General features: G+C 58.4%; 11 protein-coding genes. 4 read left to right on the top strand and 7 right to left on the bottom strand.

Annotated features, from left to right (window positions below):
- Positions 1 to 7 precede the first annotated feature (7 nt).
- Positions 8 to 349, top strand: coding sequence for a VOC family protein (locus LT85_RS06325; RefSeq protein ID WP_253273682.1), 342 nt, complete (start codon positions 8 to 10; stop codon positions 347 to 349).
- A gap of 31 nt (positions 350 to 380) precedes the next feature.
- Here LT85_RS06325 and LT85_RS06320 read toward each other — a convergent pair whose 3' ends face one another.
- The 3 genes from LT85_RS06320 to LT85_RS06310 form a co-directional block, all read right to left on the bottom strand.
- Positions 381 to 869, bottom strand: a complete 489-nt coding sequence (locus LT85_RS06320) for a GNAT family N-acetyltransferase (protein ID WP_253273681.1) — start codon at positions 867 to 869, stop codon at positions 381 to 383.
- 13 nt (positions 870 to 882) lie between these two features.
- The gene (tldD, locus tag LT85_RS06315) at positions 883 to 2343 is read right to left on the bottom strand and encodes a metalloprotease TldD (RefSeq protein WP_038486643.1); all 1461 of its coding nucleotides are present in this window, start codon (positions 2341 to 2343) and stop codon (positions 883 to 885) included.
- Between the two features lie 259 nt (positions 2344 to 2602).
- Complete coding sequence (locus LT85_RS06310) at positions 2603 to 6739, bottom strand: YhdP family protein (protein ID WP_253273680.1); 4137 nt, start codon at positions 6737 to 6739, stop codon at positions 2603 to 2605.
- Between the two features lie 274 nt (positions 6740 to 7013).
- Between LT85_RS06310 and glnE the strand changes: the two genes are divergently transcribed.
- On the top strand, positions 7014 to 9770 hold the full coding sequence (glnE, locus tag LT85_RS06305) for a bifunctional [glutamate--ammonia ligase]-adenylyl-L-tyrosine phosphorylase/[glutamate--ammonia-ligase] adenylyltransferase (protein WP_038495231.1): 2757 nt from the start codon (positions 7014 to 7016) through the stop codon (positions 9768 to 9770).
- A gap of 69 nt (positions 9771 to 9839) precedes the next feature.
- On the opposite strand, the gene LT85_RS06300 is transcribed toward glnE, so the two are convergent.
- The 4 genes from LT85_RS06300 to tkt form a co-directional block, all read right to left on the bottom strand.
- The gene (locus LT85_RS06300) at positions 9840 to 10175 is read right to left on the bottom strand and encodes a putative signal transducing protein (RefSeq protein WP_038486637.1); all 336 of its coding nucleotides are present in this window, start codon (positions 10173 to 10175) and stop codon (positions 9840 to 9842) included.
- 125 nt (positions 10176 to 10300) lie between these two features.
- Positions 10301 to 11311 carry a type I glyceraldehyde-3-phosphate dehydrogenase gene (gap, locus tag LT85_RS06295; RefSeq protein WP_038486632.1) on the bottom strand — a complete coding sequence of 337 codons (1011 nt, stop codon included), beginning with the start codon at positions 11309 to 11311 and terminating at the stop codon, positions 10301 to 10303.
- Between the two features lie 79 nt (positions 11312 to 11390).
- On the bottom strand, positions 11391 to 11951 hold the full coding sequence (locus LT85_RS06290; protein WP_038486629.1) for a GNAT family N-acetyltransferase: 561 nt from the start codon (positions 11949 to 11951) through the stop codon (positions 11391 to 11393).
- Positions 11948 to 13942 carry a transketolase gene (tkt, locus tag LT85_RS06285; protein WP_038486626.1) on the bottom strand — a complete coding sequence of 665 codons (1995 nt, stop codon included), beginning with the start codon at positions 13940 to 13942 and terminating at the stop codon, positions 11948 to 11950. The genes LT85_RS06290 and tkt overlap by 4 nt, the downstream gene beginning before the upstream one ends.
- Before the next feature lie 310 nt (positions 13943 to 14252).
- Here tkt and speE point away from each other — a divergent pair, with 310 nt between their 5' ends.
- The gene (speE, locus tag LT85_RS06280) at positions 14253 to 15512 is read left to right on the top strand and encodes a polyamine aminopropyltransferase (protein WP_038486623.1); all 1260 of its coding nucleotides are present in this window, start codon (positions 14253 to 14255) and stop codon (positions 15510 to 15512) included.
- Between the two features lie 233 nt (positions 15513 to 15745).
- Positions 15746 to 16162 carry a hypothetical protein gene (locus tag LT85_RS06275; protein WP_156117449.1) on the top strand — a complete coding sequence of 139 codons (417 nt, stop codon included), beginning with the start codon at positions 15746 to 15748 and terminating at the stop codon, positions 16160 to 16162.
- Positions 16163 to 16164 lie beyond the last annotated feature (2 nt).

Raw genomic sequence — 16164 nt, 5'->3', positions numbered from 1 at the left:
AGACCATGTGCAACTGGCAATGCCAGCCGCCCATGAAGATGCCGCGCGCCGCTTTTACGGCGACATTCTAGGACTCAAGGAATTGCCAAAACCCGCCGACCTGGCGACCAGGGGCGGAGTCTGGTTTTCCTGCGGCGCGGTGCAGCTGCACCTGGGTGTGGAAAAGGAATTCAGGCCGGCGTTAAAAGCCCATCCCGGTCTGGTGGTGGACCGATTGGCACCTCTTGTAGCAGCATTGACCGAGGCTGGTCATAACGTGAAGCATGATGTACCGATTGCGGGATTTACCAGAATCTTTACTGATGATCCTTTTGGCAACCGGATTGAGTTGTTGGAGCCAAACCGCTGAATACATCTGCGGCCGGACTATCCCCGCTATTTCACATCGACACTGTCGATCGAGATAAAGGCGGCGCAATCATGTGGATGTGCGCAATACCATCTTCGTCATACAACTCCCCCACCGGCTCAAACCCGAAGCGGGCATAGAATCGCTGCAAATGCGCTTGCGCGCCAATCTTGATTTGATGCCCCGGAAATAATCTGATGGTGTGCAGCATCGCCTGCTGCATCAGTTCATATCCACCGCCGCTGCCGCGCAATTCAGGCGCAGTCACTACCCGCCCGATCGACGGATAGTCAAAGGCCTTGCCCGGCGGGACGATGCGCGCGTAAGCACCCAATTCGCCGTTTGGCAAATATCCCAGGCCATGCCAGGAATGCTGATCAATACCGTCGGCATCCAGGAATACGCAGGTTTGTTCGACCACAAACACGCGCTGCCGCAATTGCATCGCCGCATACAATTGCGCAGCACTCAAGTCCTGGAATGGCAGCCAGCGCCATTCCATCATCGCGGGTTCCGTCATTCCCCTTGCCATCTTAAGCGGTGCCCCCGACAGTCACGCCATCAATGCGCAAAGTCGGCTGGCCGACGCCTACCGGCACGCTCTGGCCTTCTTTGCCGCACACGCCGACGCCCGGATCGAGCTGCATGTCGTTGCCGATCATGGAAACCCGGTTCAAGACGTCAGGGCCGTTGCCGATCAGGGTTGCACCCTTGACCGGATAGGTGACTTTACCGTTTTCGATCATGTAGGCTTCGCTCGCTGAAAACACGAACTTGCCGTTGGTGATATCGACCTGGCCGCCGCCAAAATTGACCGCATACAAGCCATTTTTTACCGATGCGAGAATCTCTGCCGGATCTTTGTCGCCAGCTAGCATGTAGGTATTGGTCATGCGCGGCATCGGCAGATGGGCAAACGATTCACGGCGAGCATTGCCGGTGACCGGCATCTTCATCAAGCGCGCGTTCATGGTGTCCTGTATGTAGCCCTTGAGAATACCGTCTTCAATCAGGGTCGTGCACTGGCTAGGATTGCCTTCATCGTCGATATTGAGCGAACCGCGGCGATCGGCAATGGTGCCGTCATCCACCACGGTGACGCCCTTGGCCGCGACGCGCTCGCCGATGCGGCCGGAGAATGTGCTCGAGCCCTTGCGGTTGAAGTCGCCTTCCAGGCCGTGGCCGATTGCCTCGTGCAACAAAATGCCCGGCCAACCAGGGCCCAACACCACAGTCATAGGACCGGCCGGCGCCGGACGCGCATCCAGGTTGACCAATGCCGAAGCCACCGCATCGGCAGCATATTGTTCCATCAAGGCGTCGGTGAAATAGCCGTAGCTATAGCGGCCACCGCCGCCACTGCTGCCGGTTTCGCGTCGACCGTTCTGTTCAACGATCACCGTCACCGACAAACGCACCAACGGCCGGATATCGGCGGCAATCACGCCGTCGCTACGCGCCACAAGCACCACGTCGTATTCTGCCGCCAGGCCTGCCATCACTTGCACTACGCGTGGGTCTTTGGCGCGCGCCATGCGCTCTACGCGTTCCAGCAACTTGACCTTCTCGGTGGCGTCCAGCGACACCAGCGGATCGTTCGGCAGATACAGCGAGCGGCCACCGCTTTGCTGCATGCCGGCGGCGATCTTGATCTTGCCTGCGCCCTGGCGCGCGATGGTGCGCGTCGCTACTGCTGCGTCGAGCAATGCGCGTTCGGAAATTTCATCGGAATACGAAAATGCAGTCTTGTCGCCGGAAACGGCGCGCACGCCGACACCCTGGTCGATGGAAAAGCTGCCGGTCTTGACGATGCCTTCTTCCAGGCTCCAGCCTTCGCTCTTGGTAAACTGAAAATACAGGTCGGCGTAATCGACCTTATGCGTGAACATGGTCCCGAGCGCTTTGAGCAGGCTCGATTCGTCCAGCCCGAACGGCGTCAGTAAAATGTCGCGAGCAATAGCTAAAGTGCCCAGATTTGGTTCGAATGGTTTCATTGATGTTCCGGTTTTACTGTGATCTTGGTATGGATTGTAGAGCATCCCAGGCCGAACGGGCTTCGGCAACGCATTCAATCATGTCGCATTGCTAATTATTTCTGTGATTTACGAAGCGGCAACGCTGGCAAACCAGGCGTACCCACTATAGGAAATGGGGATCAATGCTATCGCTCACAAGCCCCTTTCCTCGCACCGGCTCCAATTTAGGCTGGGAACCGGCCCGGCGGCTTTGCGCCAAGCAACCAAACTCCTGGCATCAACGCCCGGATGTCAGGTCCGGCGTCGTGGCTACCGGAGTTTCGCCCTTGTGGTCAAGCTTGGTCACCACCGGATCGCTCCAGCCGCCGGTAATATTATATTCAAAGGTGAACGCGCGCATCAGCGGGTCGCGCAGGAACAGTTGCGCCAGGAAAGTACCGATGCCGATCACCGGGTTGATCGCCAGCGCCACCACCGACGCCGTGCCGGCATTAATTTCCGGCAACACCGCTACGTGCAGGTCCTGGGTTTCGCGAGCAATGTCGGCGACGCCATCCATTAGCACGGTAGCACTGACGCCGCGCATCTTGAAATTATCGGTATGCGCCTTGCCTTGCGCGATAGACGCTGTGCCGACCACGCTGTCGAAAGCAAATCCTTCGGAGAAAATATCGCGGAAATCCAGCGTAAGACGGCGCGGCAAGGACTGCAGGCTCAACACGCCCAGCAGTTTGGCGGCGCCTGGGTCGACTTTCAGGAACTGGCCGGCGGCCATGTCCAGGTTGATCTGCCCCGAGAGCGATGGAATATCCATGGTAAACGGCAAACCCTTCCAGCTGACCTCGCCGTCCATCCGTCCTTTCGTGGCGCGCAATACGTGGGCAAAGCCAAAACGGTCCAGCAATTTGCCAGCGTCAGCGATATCCATGGCATAGGTCAGGCTGGTGGTGTTGTCGCCGTCGACCGTAGTCCATTTGCCGTCGGCCTTCAGTTCGGCATCAGGATTTTTGATCGATAATTTATGGATACGCCACTCGCTGCCGACATTGGCGCGGACGTTGTTGGCGCTCAGCTCAAGCCGACCGAGTTTCTTGCCGAGCAACTGGAAGTCGTCGGCGATGATATCCAAACCGGGAATCTGGGTAGATCCGCCCTTGCCTTCCAACACCTCGCCGACATCCGACTCGCCGCCTTGCGGAATGATCAGTGACGACAAACGCGCAGTCACCTTGCCCAAGCCACGGCCTGAAGGCGATTCGCTCCAGGTGACATAACCCGAGGCTTGCTTGGAATCGACATTCACTTGCCAGGCGTTTTTCTGATGCGACGCGCCCAACACCACGTTATCCATCGTCTTGCCCAGCAAGATCAGTTGATTGGCGCGGACCGATACTACGTTTGGCGAAGCATACTGGGCCATACCGGCCAATGACGACTCTTCGCCGGTCTTGCCGGCGGCGCCGTCATTCAAGCCACCGGTCAGGTTGTTCCAGGCATCCAGGTTCAAGGTCTTGGCGTTAAGGTTGATCGCCAGTCCGCTATCAGGTTCCGGCGCCGCCGTATTGATGCCGATACCTCCACGCATCACCTTCCAGTCGGCGGCGGCGACAACACCGTTTTCGGCTTTGACGACCGGCTTCTGGCGCTGATATCGGGCGACGATGCCGGATCCCAATGCCAGCTTGAGCTCATCGCGAACAATCGCGGCATCGTCGGAAGGCACTCCCAGCCACTCGAATTTAAGCGGCATGGCATCGTTGGCGCTCTTGCGCAAAGGCTCCGGAAAGTCCAGGCCTATGCCTTGCAAACTCGATTCAACCAACAATTCGGGATGATGCTCATGGATCGAAACGGTTGCGGTATAGCGGCTGCTGCCGCTGGCGCGGGACAGCAGTTTTTGCATCGGCGGGCTGGGGTACATCGCCCGCAAGCCGTCGATGCCGGCAGTGCCTTCGATCTTGATCACGGTCTGGCGATCTGCCTGCGTGCCGCCACTGGCCTGCACCGGGCCGCCCAGCAAGTTGCCCTTGATACCGTTCAGGTTGAAGCCTTTTTCGTTGAACTCAAGCTGACCGCTGGCATTCGCGATAGGCGGGATGATTTTTTGCAAGACCACATCATTGTTAAGGAACTGCAAGGCCCCGGTCACTTTGGTATCGATCGCATGCGCCAGCGGTATTTGCAGGTTCAGTTGCAACTTGGCGTTGCCCTTGCCTTGCGACTCGCTGGTGAAGCCATCGATCCAGTGCAGCACCGGACTGTTGTTGGTGAACTGCAGAAAATTCTGCAAGGCGCCGGCGGCGCTGCCGTCGATCAGCAGCATCTCGTCGTGCGAGGACAAATCCGGCACCGTGGCGGTCACGTCGCTGACGCCGACCCCCGAGGTTTGCCCGCTCGCAGCTTTAATTTGCAAGCGCGTGCGGTCCAGCGCAAACGTGCCGTCTATTTTTTCCAACAGCGGCCACAAAGGCTGTTTGCCATCCGCGCCGAAATGGCCAGGCTCATATTCCAGAGTACCGTTGTCGATTTTTCCCGTGACCGTGAATTCACCTTTCGGCTTGGCGTTCGGGCTGTCGGTCTTGAACGGGAAATCGGCCAGGTCGCCCTTGAGCCTGATCGCCACATTCTTGGCCGTGCCGTCCTGCAACGCGCCTACCAGCCAGTTACGCAAATGCTCCGGCGTGTGAACCGGCAGATAGCGGCCGATTTTCTTGAGGTCGAACTCACTAAGCGTGGCGTTCATGTCGACCACCCCTGCCGCCGCACCATGGCGGTCTTGCAGCGGCAGCAAATGGCTGCCCGACAATGTTCCTGCCAGCCCATCCTGGATGAAATTCATACTGTCGATTTTCAGCAGCAGATCCTTTTGCTGGAAGTTCCAGCTTGCCACCATGTCCAGCTTATCGAAAGGCATCACCGGATCATCAAAGAAGCCCGGCAAGTTCAGCTGCATTTTTTCCGATGCCAGATTCACGCTGCCGCCATCCTGGTTGGCGTTGATGCTGCCGCTCAGATTATCAACTCCGGGAATGCCCGGCACCGCAGCTTGCGCCGCCTGGCTTGCGGTCTTCGCCTGGGCCGCGCGCGGCAACTGCGGGTTGATGGTCAGGCCCTCAAACTGCCCCTTTGCGCTATAAGACGTAATGGCTGGATAGGCGCCCTGCCATTGGGCGGCAAAGTCACGCAATTGGCCGCGCGGCGCAAAATCGTCGATCATCTTGATCTGCGCCGGCGTCAGGGGCAGGCGTTGGGCAAAGCTGGCCAGGGTCTGCAAATCCAGCTGCTTGGCTTGCAGGGTATATTTTTCTCCCAGCTTGCCCTGCCCCGGCACATACGACTCGCTGATGGTAGTGCGCGGCAGCGTCAGGCCGTCTGCCGTTTTCAGGGAAAAATCGGTAAGTTCGATCACATGGCCATTGGTGCCGAAGGCCGGTGTACTGTCTTGTTGTAAAGATAGCGGCCCGAACACCTCGTGGGCGGAAACGCGTCCGCTGACATTGTCCAGCGCCAGTGGCTCCAGATCGCGCCGCAGCCGCATCGACAAACCGGTAAGTTGCAGGTCGGCGGTAAAGTTGCGGACCTTGGCGTGATCCAGATCGAGCCAGGCTTGCAGCGCGCCCTTGCCCCGCGTCAGTTCCAGCGGATAGTCGAAATAGGGTTTCCAGACCGTCAGATCGGCATCGTGCAGATTGGCGTACAGGGTTCCGGTCCAGCGCTTGAAGTCCGCCGTCTTCTGCGCGAATACCGGATGGACGAAATTGGCGCGGACATCCAGCGGCGCGGCAAAAGCGGCAGGCGGCGTCGCCCGCACTGACAATTGATGGCGACGCCAGCGGCTTTGCAACAGCAGATCGATATTAGTGAGAGTCAGTTCGGGCGCCTTGCGTAAATCATCGCGCCAGCGTACTTGTCCATTGCGAATGACGATGCGATGCTGCGCCAGCAGCCATTCGGCGCCGGCGCCGTCACTCTTGTCCTTGGCGTTGACCAGGATACCGCCGACGAACAGGTTGCCCTGCGGATCGCGTTCGATTTGCAGATCCGGTTTATCGATCTCCAGCGAAGCCAGCCGGACGCTGCCCACCAACACAGAGCGCCAGGAAATGGTGGCCGCGACTTGCGGCAATGTCAGCGCGGCCTGGCCACTTTTATCGTGAATGACAACGTTATCAAATATCAGATGCGGTTGCAGACCGTGCCAGGATGCCTGCAACGTGCCGATCGAAATCGGGTTACCCGCAGCCTTGCTGGCGATTTGCTCGACCTCTGCCTTGTAATAGCCGATATTTGGCAATACCACATAGCGCAAGCCCAGAAACAGTCCGCAAAACAGAAAATAAGCCACGATCAGCAACGTCAGCAAAGCGCCAAGCAAATGGTGCGTTACCAGGTTCGCGTGCCTATAAGCGGTCATTCCGGCGCGCCAGCAGATCGCGAGGCGAGTGGCTGGGGGCGGCAATTTTGGTTGTTGTTCCAACATCAATCAGAATCGGTAAAATAAGGAGCTCAAGGTAGAATAAAATGGCACAGCGTCTGATTGATTCCAATACGGCCAGTTGTTGAAGTTCGACAAGCAGCCAGACCATATGTTCGCATGGATCAGCGGTCAGAAAACAAAAAGGCTGGAGATAGCTTCCTTTTTTCCTTCAATTTCGCCTTATTACTCTTTAAATTTACTCTTCGAACCCGTGACGCCATCCTTATTAAGCAGCACCGCCGCCTCTCGCTACTATACGCGCTGGGTCAATGCCGAAGCCGGACGTGCCGGACGGATCGAGGAACTGTCCAAATCAACAACAAGGTTAACCCTCAGTCCGGTGCTGCTCAGGCAGTTATTACAAAATGAAACAGATTCCGGCATGCCGTTACCGCGCGCAATGCGCCGGCTGCGCAATTTGCTGGTCTGTACGCTGATCGAACGCGATCTGCGCGGCGTCACCGACCTGGATGAAGTAGTCAGCGCTGTCACCGCTTTCGCCGAGTTTGCGGTGCAAACCCATCTGGCGGCGCTGACTGCCGATATGGTGGCGCTGCACGGCGTGCCGCACGGCGAAGAGTCTGGCCAGCCGCAGGAGCTGATCGTACTGGGCATGGGCAAGCTGGGCGGTTGCGAGCTGAATGTCTCCTCCGATATCGACCTGATCTTCGCCTATCCGGAAGATGGCGATACGCAGCCGGCCAGCGCCGACCAGCGCAGCTTGTCGAATCACGAGTTTTTTACCCGGTTGGGCAAGAAGCTGATCGGCGCCTTGTCCGAAATTACCGAGGACGGCTTTACTTTCAGGGTCGACATGGCGTTGCGGCCAAACGGCGCCTCGGGGCCGCTGGTGGCTAGCTTCAACATGGTGGAAACCTATCTGGTGACCCAGGGCCGTGAATGGGAGCGCTACGCCTGGTGCAAGGCGCGCGCGCTTACCGGCCGCGCAGAAGATATCGCCGCCCTGGAAAACATCAGCCGCCCTTTCGTCTTCCGGCGCTACCTGGATTACGGCTCGATCGACGCCATGCGCTCCATGCATGCGCAAATCCACACCGAGGTAAAGCGCCTGGAAGCCCTGCATCCGGAACGCAGCAACAACGTCAAGTTGGGCCGCGGCGGCATTCGCGAGATCGAATTCCTGGCTCAGGTATTCCAGCTGATCCGCGGCGGCCGCGATGCCGAATTGCGCGACCGCTCCACCCGCGCCACCTTGCGCACCCTGGCCAGCAAGAACCTGCTGGACGCCGAGGTGGTCGACAAGCTGCTGGCCGCCTATGAATTCCTGCGCAACCTGGAACACCGCCTGCAATACCTGGACGACGCGCAAACCCATACCTTCCCTACCAACGATGCGGATTGCCTGATCATCGCCCAGGCCATGGGTTTCAACGACGTACCCGCATTGATGCAGGAGCTGGACCAGCACCGGAGCCTGGTCGATGCCCAGTTCGCCGACATCTTCAATGACAAGCAACAGGACGGCAGCAAACAGAAAGACTGGGATGACGCCGACAACGTATTGCACACGCTGAGTGAAACCGACAATCGCGAAACCATCACCATCGTCCTCACGCACTGCGGCTTTTCCGACGCATCGGCAGCGGCGCAGCGCCTTATGACCACCTGGCAATCGACGCGCGTGCAAAACCTGCCGGTAGCCAGCCGTACCCGGCTGCTGGCGCTGGTCAATGCCGCATTGCCGGTAGTAGCCGCGATCCCCGAGCCCGAGCGCCACCTGCCGACCTTGAACCGTTTGCTGGATTTCCTCGAAGCGATTGCACGCCGCGCCGCCTACCTGGCGCTGCTGACCGAATATCCGGCCACCCTGCACCGCGTGATCCGCATGATCAGCGCCAGCGACTGGGCCGCCAAATACCTGACCCAGCATCCGATCCTGCTGGATGAGCTGCTTGATCCGCGCAGCCTGAATGCGGCTCCTGACTGGCCGGCTTTCGCCCTCGAATGCCGCCGCCAACTGGAAACCGCGCACGGCGATACCGAGCGCCAGATGGACCTCCTGCGTGAAATGCATCACGCCCAGCAATTCCGCCTGCTGGCGCAAGACCTGGAAGGCATGCTCAGCATCGAGGCCCTGGCCGACCACCTGTCTAGCCTGGCCGATGCGCTGGTGGCGGCCACTGTACAAGCTATCTGGAACATGATGCCGGGCCGCCATCGGGAAACGCCATTGTTCACCGTCATCGCCTACGGCAAGCTGGGCGGCAAGGAACTCGGCTATGTCTCCGACCTCGACGTGGTGTTCCTGTATGAAGATGAAGACCAGGACGGCCCCGCACTGTACGCCAAACTGGCGCAGCGCTTCATTACCTGGATGACCAGTCATACGTCGGCCGGGATCCTGTTCGATATCGACATCGCCTTGCGCCCTGACGGCGCCAGCGGCCTGCTGGTGTCGTCGTTTGGCAAATTTGAAAAATACCAGCGTGAGTCCGCCTGGCTATGGGAGCATCAGGCCCTGACCCGGGCACGCTATTGCGCTGGCGACAGCGCCATCGGCGAACGCTTTGAAACCCTGCGCGTGGAAGTTCTGCGGCAAGTCCGCGACCCTGTTCTGCTGCAACGCGAAGTGCAAGAGATGCGCCAGAAAATGCGCGATGCCCATCCCAACCGCAGCGACCGTTTCGATCTCAAACACGACGCCGGCGGCATGATCGATATCGAATTCCTGATGCAATTCCTGATATTGCGCCACGCCGCCGACTATCCGCAACTGACCGCCGATATCGGCAATATCGCTCTGTTGAAACTATGTGGCGCACTAGGTCTGATCGATCCGATCCTGGCAAATGCCGTAGCTGATGCCTACCGAACCTTCCGTAAATTGCAGCACCAAGGGCGTTTGCAGGGAGAAGAAAGAGCGCGCGTAGCAGCAAGCCGCATCGCCACGGAAATATCGGTAGTGAAACAATTGTGGGCGGAGGTTTTCAGTGCCGACGGTTCATGACAGACAAGGACTCAAGCAATACCCAGTAGCTTCATGAACATGATGGCGAGAGCCCGGCCTCTGCGCTTGTCAGGCATCGCCTGACTCTTCGCCGATCACCTCATCGTCCAGCGTCAGTTGCCCGCTCTCGAAAGCCGCGAGTATCTGCCGGGCAGCGTTCGCGTGTTCGGAGGCTACTTGCAAGCGCGCGCCGCCGGTGGCGACTGCCAACAGGGAATACACCTGGTTGATGCCACCATCTAAAACAAACGCGGGGATTCTCTCAGACTCCAGCAAGGCCCTCATGACTTCCAGGTCCGACGGCGTCATTGAACGGGCAATCGTCTCGAAATTGTCCTGGCTACCTGCACTGCGGCTGTCTGTATTGCGCCTGTCTGTACCGCCGCTGTCTGCATTGCTTGTCATGCCAGCTCCCGGATCAGGTTAATTTATTCCCAACAGAAGTTACTATAGCGCATTGCGTTCACCCAAAGAAAACGCCCCGGTTGACGGGGCGTTTTTACCATGCAAAAAAAGCCAGGTATCGGGTCTTACTTGGCGTTCACCAGTGCAACCGTGGTGTCCAGCATACGGTTCGAGAAGCCCCACTCATTGTCGTACCAGCTCGATACTTTCACCAGGCGACCGGAAACCTTGGTCAACGTAGCGTCGAAGTTCGACGAAGCCGGATTGTGGTTGAAGTCAATCGATACCAGCGGATCGGTATTGTAGGTCAGCACGCCCTTCAAGGCGCCTTCCGACGCTTCTTTCATGATGGCGTTGACTTCTTCCGCAGTCGTATCGCGGGCTGCGATGAACGACAGGTCGACCAGCGAAACGTTGATGGTCGGCACACGGATCGCGAAACCGTCCAGCTTGCCATTCAGTTCCGGCAATACCAGGCCAACTGCGGCAGCAGCGCCAGTCTTGGCTGGAATCATGTTCATGGTGGCGGAACGGGCGCGACGCAGGTCTTCGTGATAGACGTCTGTCAGCACCTGGTCGTTGGTGTAGGCGTGGATGGTGGTCATCAAGCCGTTCAACAGGCCGACTTTGTCATTCAGCGGCTTGACCAGCGGCGCCAGGCAGTTTGTTGTGCAGGAAGCATTGGAAATCACGGTGTCGCTAGCTTTCAGAACGCCATGGTTGACGCCGAAAACAACAGTGGCGTCGACATCCTTGCCACCTGGTGCGGAGATGATGACTTTCTTGGCGCCGCCCTTGATGTGCGCGCTGGCTTTTTCCTTGGTGGTGAAGAAGCCGGTGCATTCCAGCACGACGTCAACGCCCAGCTCGCCCCATGGCAACTCGGCAGGATTACGTTGCGCCAGTACCTTGATGCGGTCGCCGTTGACTACGATCGAATCGCCGTCGACTGTCACTGTGCCAGGGAATTTGCCGTGAGCAGTATCGTATTGAGTCAGGTGAGCATTGGTTTTTGGATCGCCGAGGTCGTTGATGGCAACGATCTCGATGTCATGCTTTTTGCCGCCTTCGTAATGGGCGCGAAGGATGTTGCGGCCGATGCGGCCATAGCCATTGATGGCGACGCGAATAGTCATGGTTTTCTCCTAAGGTATTAACATTAACAATAAACTTGTGCTGCAATCAATGCCACATCAATCCGGCTTCAATTCACTCTTATCTGATAGTACGCCAGCCGTAGCCGACTTCCTGCAAATCCAGTCCATCCCAGCTGAAGGCCTGCTCCACCAGCAATTCGCCGCCCAGCGTTTCGTAGAACTGCCGCGCCTGGGTATTCTGCGTCAGCACCCACACCAGCATATTCTGAGCGCCCGCGCTGGCCAAAGTGGCCGCGACATGCGCCACCAGCTTGCGGCCGATGCCGGCGCGCTGCACCGATGGTTCCAGATAGATCGCCGTCAACTCGGAGTCGAAGCCGAGCTTGGATTCCTTGAGCGTCATGCCGGCGGCAAAACCGAGCACTTCGCCATCGACCTCGGCCACGAACACATTGGCGGCGCTGGAGGTCGCCGACAGGATGCGGCTCCAGATTGCCGTGCTGTCTTCAATCTTCATGCCGTCCAGATACTCGTCCGGAATGATCCCGCGATAGGTGGCGCGCCAACTGTCGATACGCACCGCCGCGATCACCGAAGCATCGGCAATCGTAGCGCGGCGGATAACGACATCACCGACAACGTTGGTGATGTCTTGCTTCTTGAAGCTTTTTACACTCATGCCAGGACCAGCTTGGTCTTGGCTACGACGTTTTCAACAGTGAAGCCAAAATGCTTGAACAATACCGGAGCCGGGGCCGATTCGCCGAATGTATCGATACCGACCACAGCGCCTTCCAGGCCGACATACTTGTGCCAGAACGCTGTCACGCCGGCTTCAATCGCTACGCGCGGCAAACCGCGCTGCAAGACGCTGGCTTTGTAAGCGCCTTCCTGGCGATCAAAGACATCGGCGCAAGGCATCGACACCACGCGTACTGCAATGCCTTCTTGCGCCAACGCGACGGCGGCTTGCATCGCCAGTTCCACTTCCGAGCCGGTAGCGATCAGGATCGCCTTGGCGTTCGGCGCATCTTTCAGGATGTAGGCGCCGCGCTGGATGCTGGCGATTTGCGCCGCGTCGCGTTCTTGGTATTGCAGGTTCTGGCGCGAGAAAATCAGCGTGCTCGGGCCATGCTGGCGCTTTACCGCTTGCTCCCACGCCACTGCCGATTCGACCGTGTCGCATGGACGCCAGTTGTCCAGTTGCGGGATCAAACGCAGGCTGGAAACGTGTTCCACCGATTGGTGGGTCGGACCGTCTTCACCGAGGCCGATAGAGTCATGGGTGAACACGAAGATCGAACGGATCTTCATCAGCGCAGCCATGCGCAAGGCATTGCGGCTGTAGTCGGAGAAAGTCAGGAAAGTCGCGCCGAACGGGATATAGCCGCCGTGCAGGGCGATACCGTTCATCATCGCGCTCATGCCGAACTCGCGCACGCCGTAGTTGATGTGATTACCTGGCTGGTCGGCGCGCACAGCGACGGACTCTTTCCAGTTGGTCAGGTTCGAACCGGTCAAATCGGCTGAACCACCGAGGAATTCCGGCAGTACCTGCGCCAGGGCCTGGATCGCGTTCTGGCTGGCTTTACGGGTGGCGATGGTTTCTTTTTTCTCGACGCAAGTAGCGATGTAAGCGCTCGCTGTCTCTTCGAAATTACCAGGCAGTTCGCCCTTCATGCGGCGGGTGAATTCGATGGCCAGTTGCGGGAACTCTGCCGCGTAAGTAGCGAACAGTGCGTTCCAGTCGCCTTCGAACTGCTGGCCTTGCGCCTTGGCGTCCCATGCTGCGTAAACGTCGGCAGGAATTTCAAACGGCGCAGAAGTCCAGCCCAGCGCCTCGCGCACGGCAGCGATTTCCTTGTCGCCCAATGCCGCGCCGTGGACCTTGTCGGTGCCGGCCAGGTTCGGCGAACCCTTGCCGATCACGGTCTTGCAGCAGATCAGGGTTGGCTTGTCGGACAGTTTGGCTTGATGAATTGCAGCGCTGACAGCTTCCACATTGTGGCCGTCGACGGCACGGATCACGTTCCAGCCGTAGGCTTCGAAACGCTTCGGGGTGTCGTCCTTGAACCAGCCTTCGACATGGCCATCGATCGAGATACCGTTATCATCGTACAGTGCGATCAGTTTCGACAGGCGCAGCGTGCCGGCCAGCGAGCAGGCTTCATGCGAAATACCTTCCATCAGGCAGCCGTCGCCGACGAAGGTATAGGTGTAGTGATCAACGATTGCCAGCTCGCCACGGTTGAATTCCGCCGCCAGCAGTTTTTCCGCCAGCGCCATGCCGACCGCATTGGTCAGACCCTGGCCCAGCGGACCGGTAGTGGTTTCAATCCCTGGGGTAACGTCGACTTCAGGATGACCCGGAGTCTTCGAATGCATCTGGCGGAAATTACGGATCTCATCCATTGGCAGATCGTAACCGGTCAGGTGCAACAAAGCGTACTGCAGCATCGAACCATGACCATTCGACAAGACAAAACGGTCACGATTGAACCAATGCGGATTGGCTGGATTGTGACGGTAGTGCTTGGCCCACAAGGCGACTGCGATTTCCGCCATGCCCATTGGCATGCCGGGATGGCCGGAATTAGCTTTTTGGACAGCGTCCATTGCCAGTGCGCGGATTGCATTGGCCATCTTGGTAGTCGGGAGTGTGGAAGTCATGGTTTGAGCGGTAGGCAACGGTTGAGAATTGGTTAGCGAGCAAAATTCAGTCATTCGGAACGGCGCCTGAGCGCGCTGGCTCCGGATATCAGAACAGCCACAAAGGCCGATATTTTACCAAAATGCAGTCGATACCGGTTCAAATCCGCGCATTTCTCACCTTACGGGGCAGTAAAATGCTGCCGCAGCGCCGCTAGCGAGCACATTGCATCAAATCTGGATTGCGTTGCACACTTATCACTTAGTTACCATTTAATTGGCATTTTTATCTCGATTTTGCCCCCTGAACCAATTTTTCACTGAACAGACCATGCAAGGCTTACATCTGACTGCCGATTGCTACGACTGCCGCTGCGCCCCCGGCTTGCTGCTCGACCCGGCGCAACTACGGCAATTTGTGGTGGAACAAACCATCCGTTCCAGCCTCACCATCGTGGGTGAGAAATTTCACCCGTTCCAGGCCGCCGACGGCAGCGCCGCCGGTGTTACCTGTGCCCTGCTGCTGGCTGAATCACACCTGGCAATCCATACCTGGCCAGAGCGCCAGGCAGTTACCTTGGACGTATACGTCTGCAATTTCACGGAAGACAACAGCGCCAAGGCCAGCGGTTTGCTAGATGCCCTGATCGCCAGTTTTGCGCCTGCGCGCTGGCAAACCAACCGCTTGCAACGCGGTAGCGGCGCCAACGACCAGACCCTGGCGCTGGAACAGCTGACCCAGCATACCGCCTACGGCACCCAGCTGGCGCCGCCGCTTGTGCAAGTGCAATCGCAGTTTCAGCGTATAGAAATTGCTAATTCAGCGGAATTCGGCAAGGTAATGCGGCTGGATGGCGCTTTCATGACCTCCGAACGCGACGAGTTCTTCTACCATGAGTGCCTGGTGCACCCGACTGCGCTCAGCCATCCTCAACCGCGACGGGCGCTGATCGTCGGCGGCGGCGATGGCGGCAGCAGCGAGGAATTGCTCAAGCATCCGTCGATCGAACACATCACCTTGTGTGAAATCGATCCGCTGGTCATCCGGCTGGCACGCGAACATCTGCGGCAAATCCATCGTGGCGCGCTGAATGATCCGCGGGTGCAGCATGTAGCCGAGGATGGCTTTGCCTTTGTCAAGCAAGCAGCGCGCGCCGCCAATGCCAGTCAGTTATACGACCTGATCTTGCTGGACCTGACCGATCCGCAAAACGCCAACGGCAGCGCACTGGCAGCAGACTGCTATGGCGAGGAATTCCTGCAGGCCTGCCGCGCTTTGCTCAATACCGGCGGCGCACTGGTGATGCATCTGGGCAGCCCATTCCACCATCCGCAGCGTTTCGGCCAGTTACGCCAGCGTCTTGGCAATATCTTCACGCATGTCAGTCCTTACACCGTCTATGTGCCTTTGTACGGCGCACTGTGGGGCATGGCGGTGGCTAGCGATACGCTAGATCCGCGACGGCTGGACAGCCATGCCATCTCGGCCCGGCTAGAAGAAAGAGCGCTGGGCGTTCTTCAGTATTACAACGAAAATGTCCATCAGGCACTATTCGCGCTACCCAATTTCGTGCAGAATCTGGGCGCTTAGAGGCGGTTTCAAAATTAAACTGGCTAGGCACGCCGACGAAGACAGTACGAGTAGTACGGCTAGGAGGGTGTAGCAGAGGTTTCGGACGACACTGTCGTCTGCCTGCGGAACAACCCGGGCTTGCAAGCCCGGGCGCGCCCTGCAAGGGCAACAACGCCAGGTTAATTTTGAAGCCGCCTCTTAGTTTGTTGTTGCAATTTCATCGTTCGTCGTTGCATTCTATGGAGAGCGTCTTGCCAACCACCGGCCTTTTGAAACAAACCTTGCAACCTGCCGGCCTGTCGTACAGGAAGAGCCGCGCCGTGCCACTTGTATTGGCGGCGTCGACCTTGCTGGCGGGCTGCAGCCCGCGCCAGGCGCGCGACGAATATGCCAGCCAGGAAGACTGTAAAAAGGACTGGTCCCGCCCCGAGCTATGCCAACCGGCATCCAGCAGCGGCTCCGGCAGCAGCACGCATACCACTTATTACGGCGGCCGCTACTATGGCCCCAGCTACGATGAAGGCGAGCGTGAAAGCGCGCAGCGCAGTGCGCGCAGTGGCGGCAATAGCTTCGGCCTGGCAGGCGGCGAAAGCAGCAACCACGCGATCGGCCGCAGCGTGTCGCGTGGCGGCTTCGGCGGTGCGCATATATCTTCAGCAGGCGGCTAACC

It is taken from the genome of Collimonas arenae (assembly GCF_000786695.1).
GTDB classification, from domain to species: Bacteria; Pseudomonadota; Gammaproteobacteria; order Burkholderiales; family Burkholderiaceae_D; genus Collimonas; species Collimonas arenae_A.
This window is presented reverse-complemented; position numbering and strand designations above follow the sequence as displayed.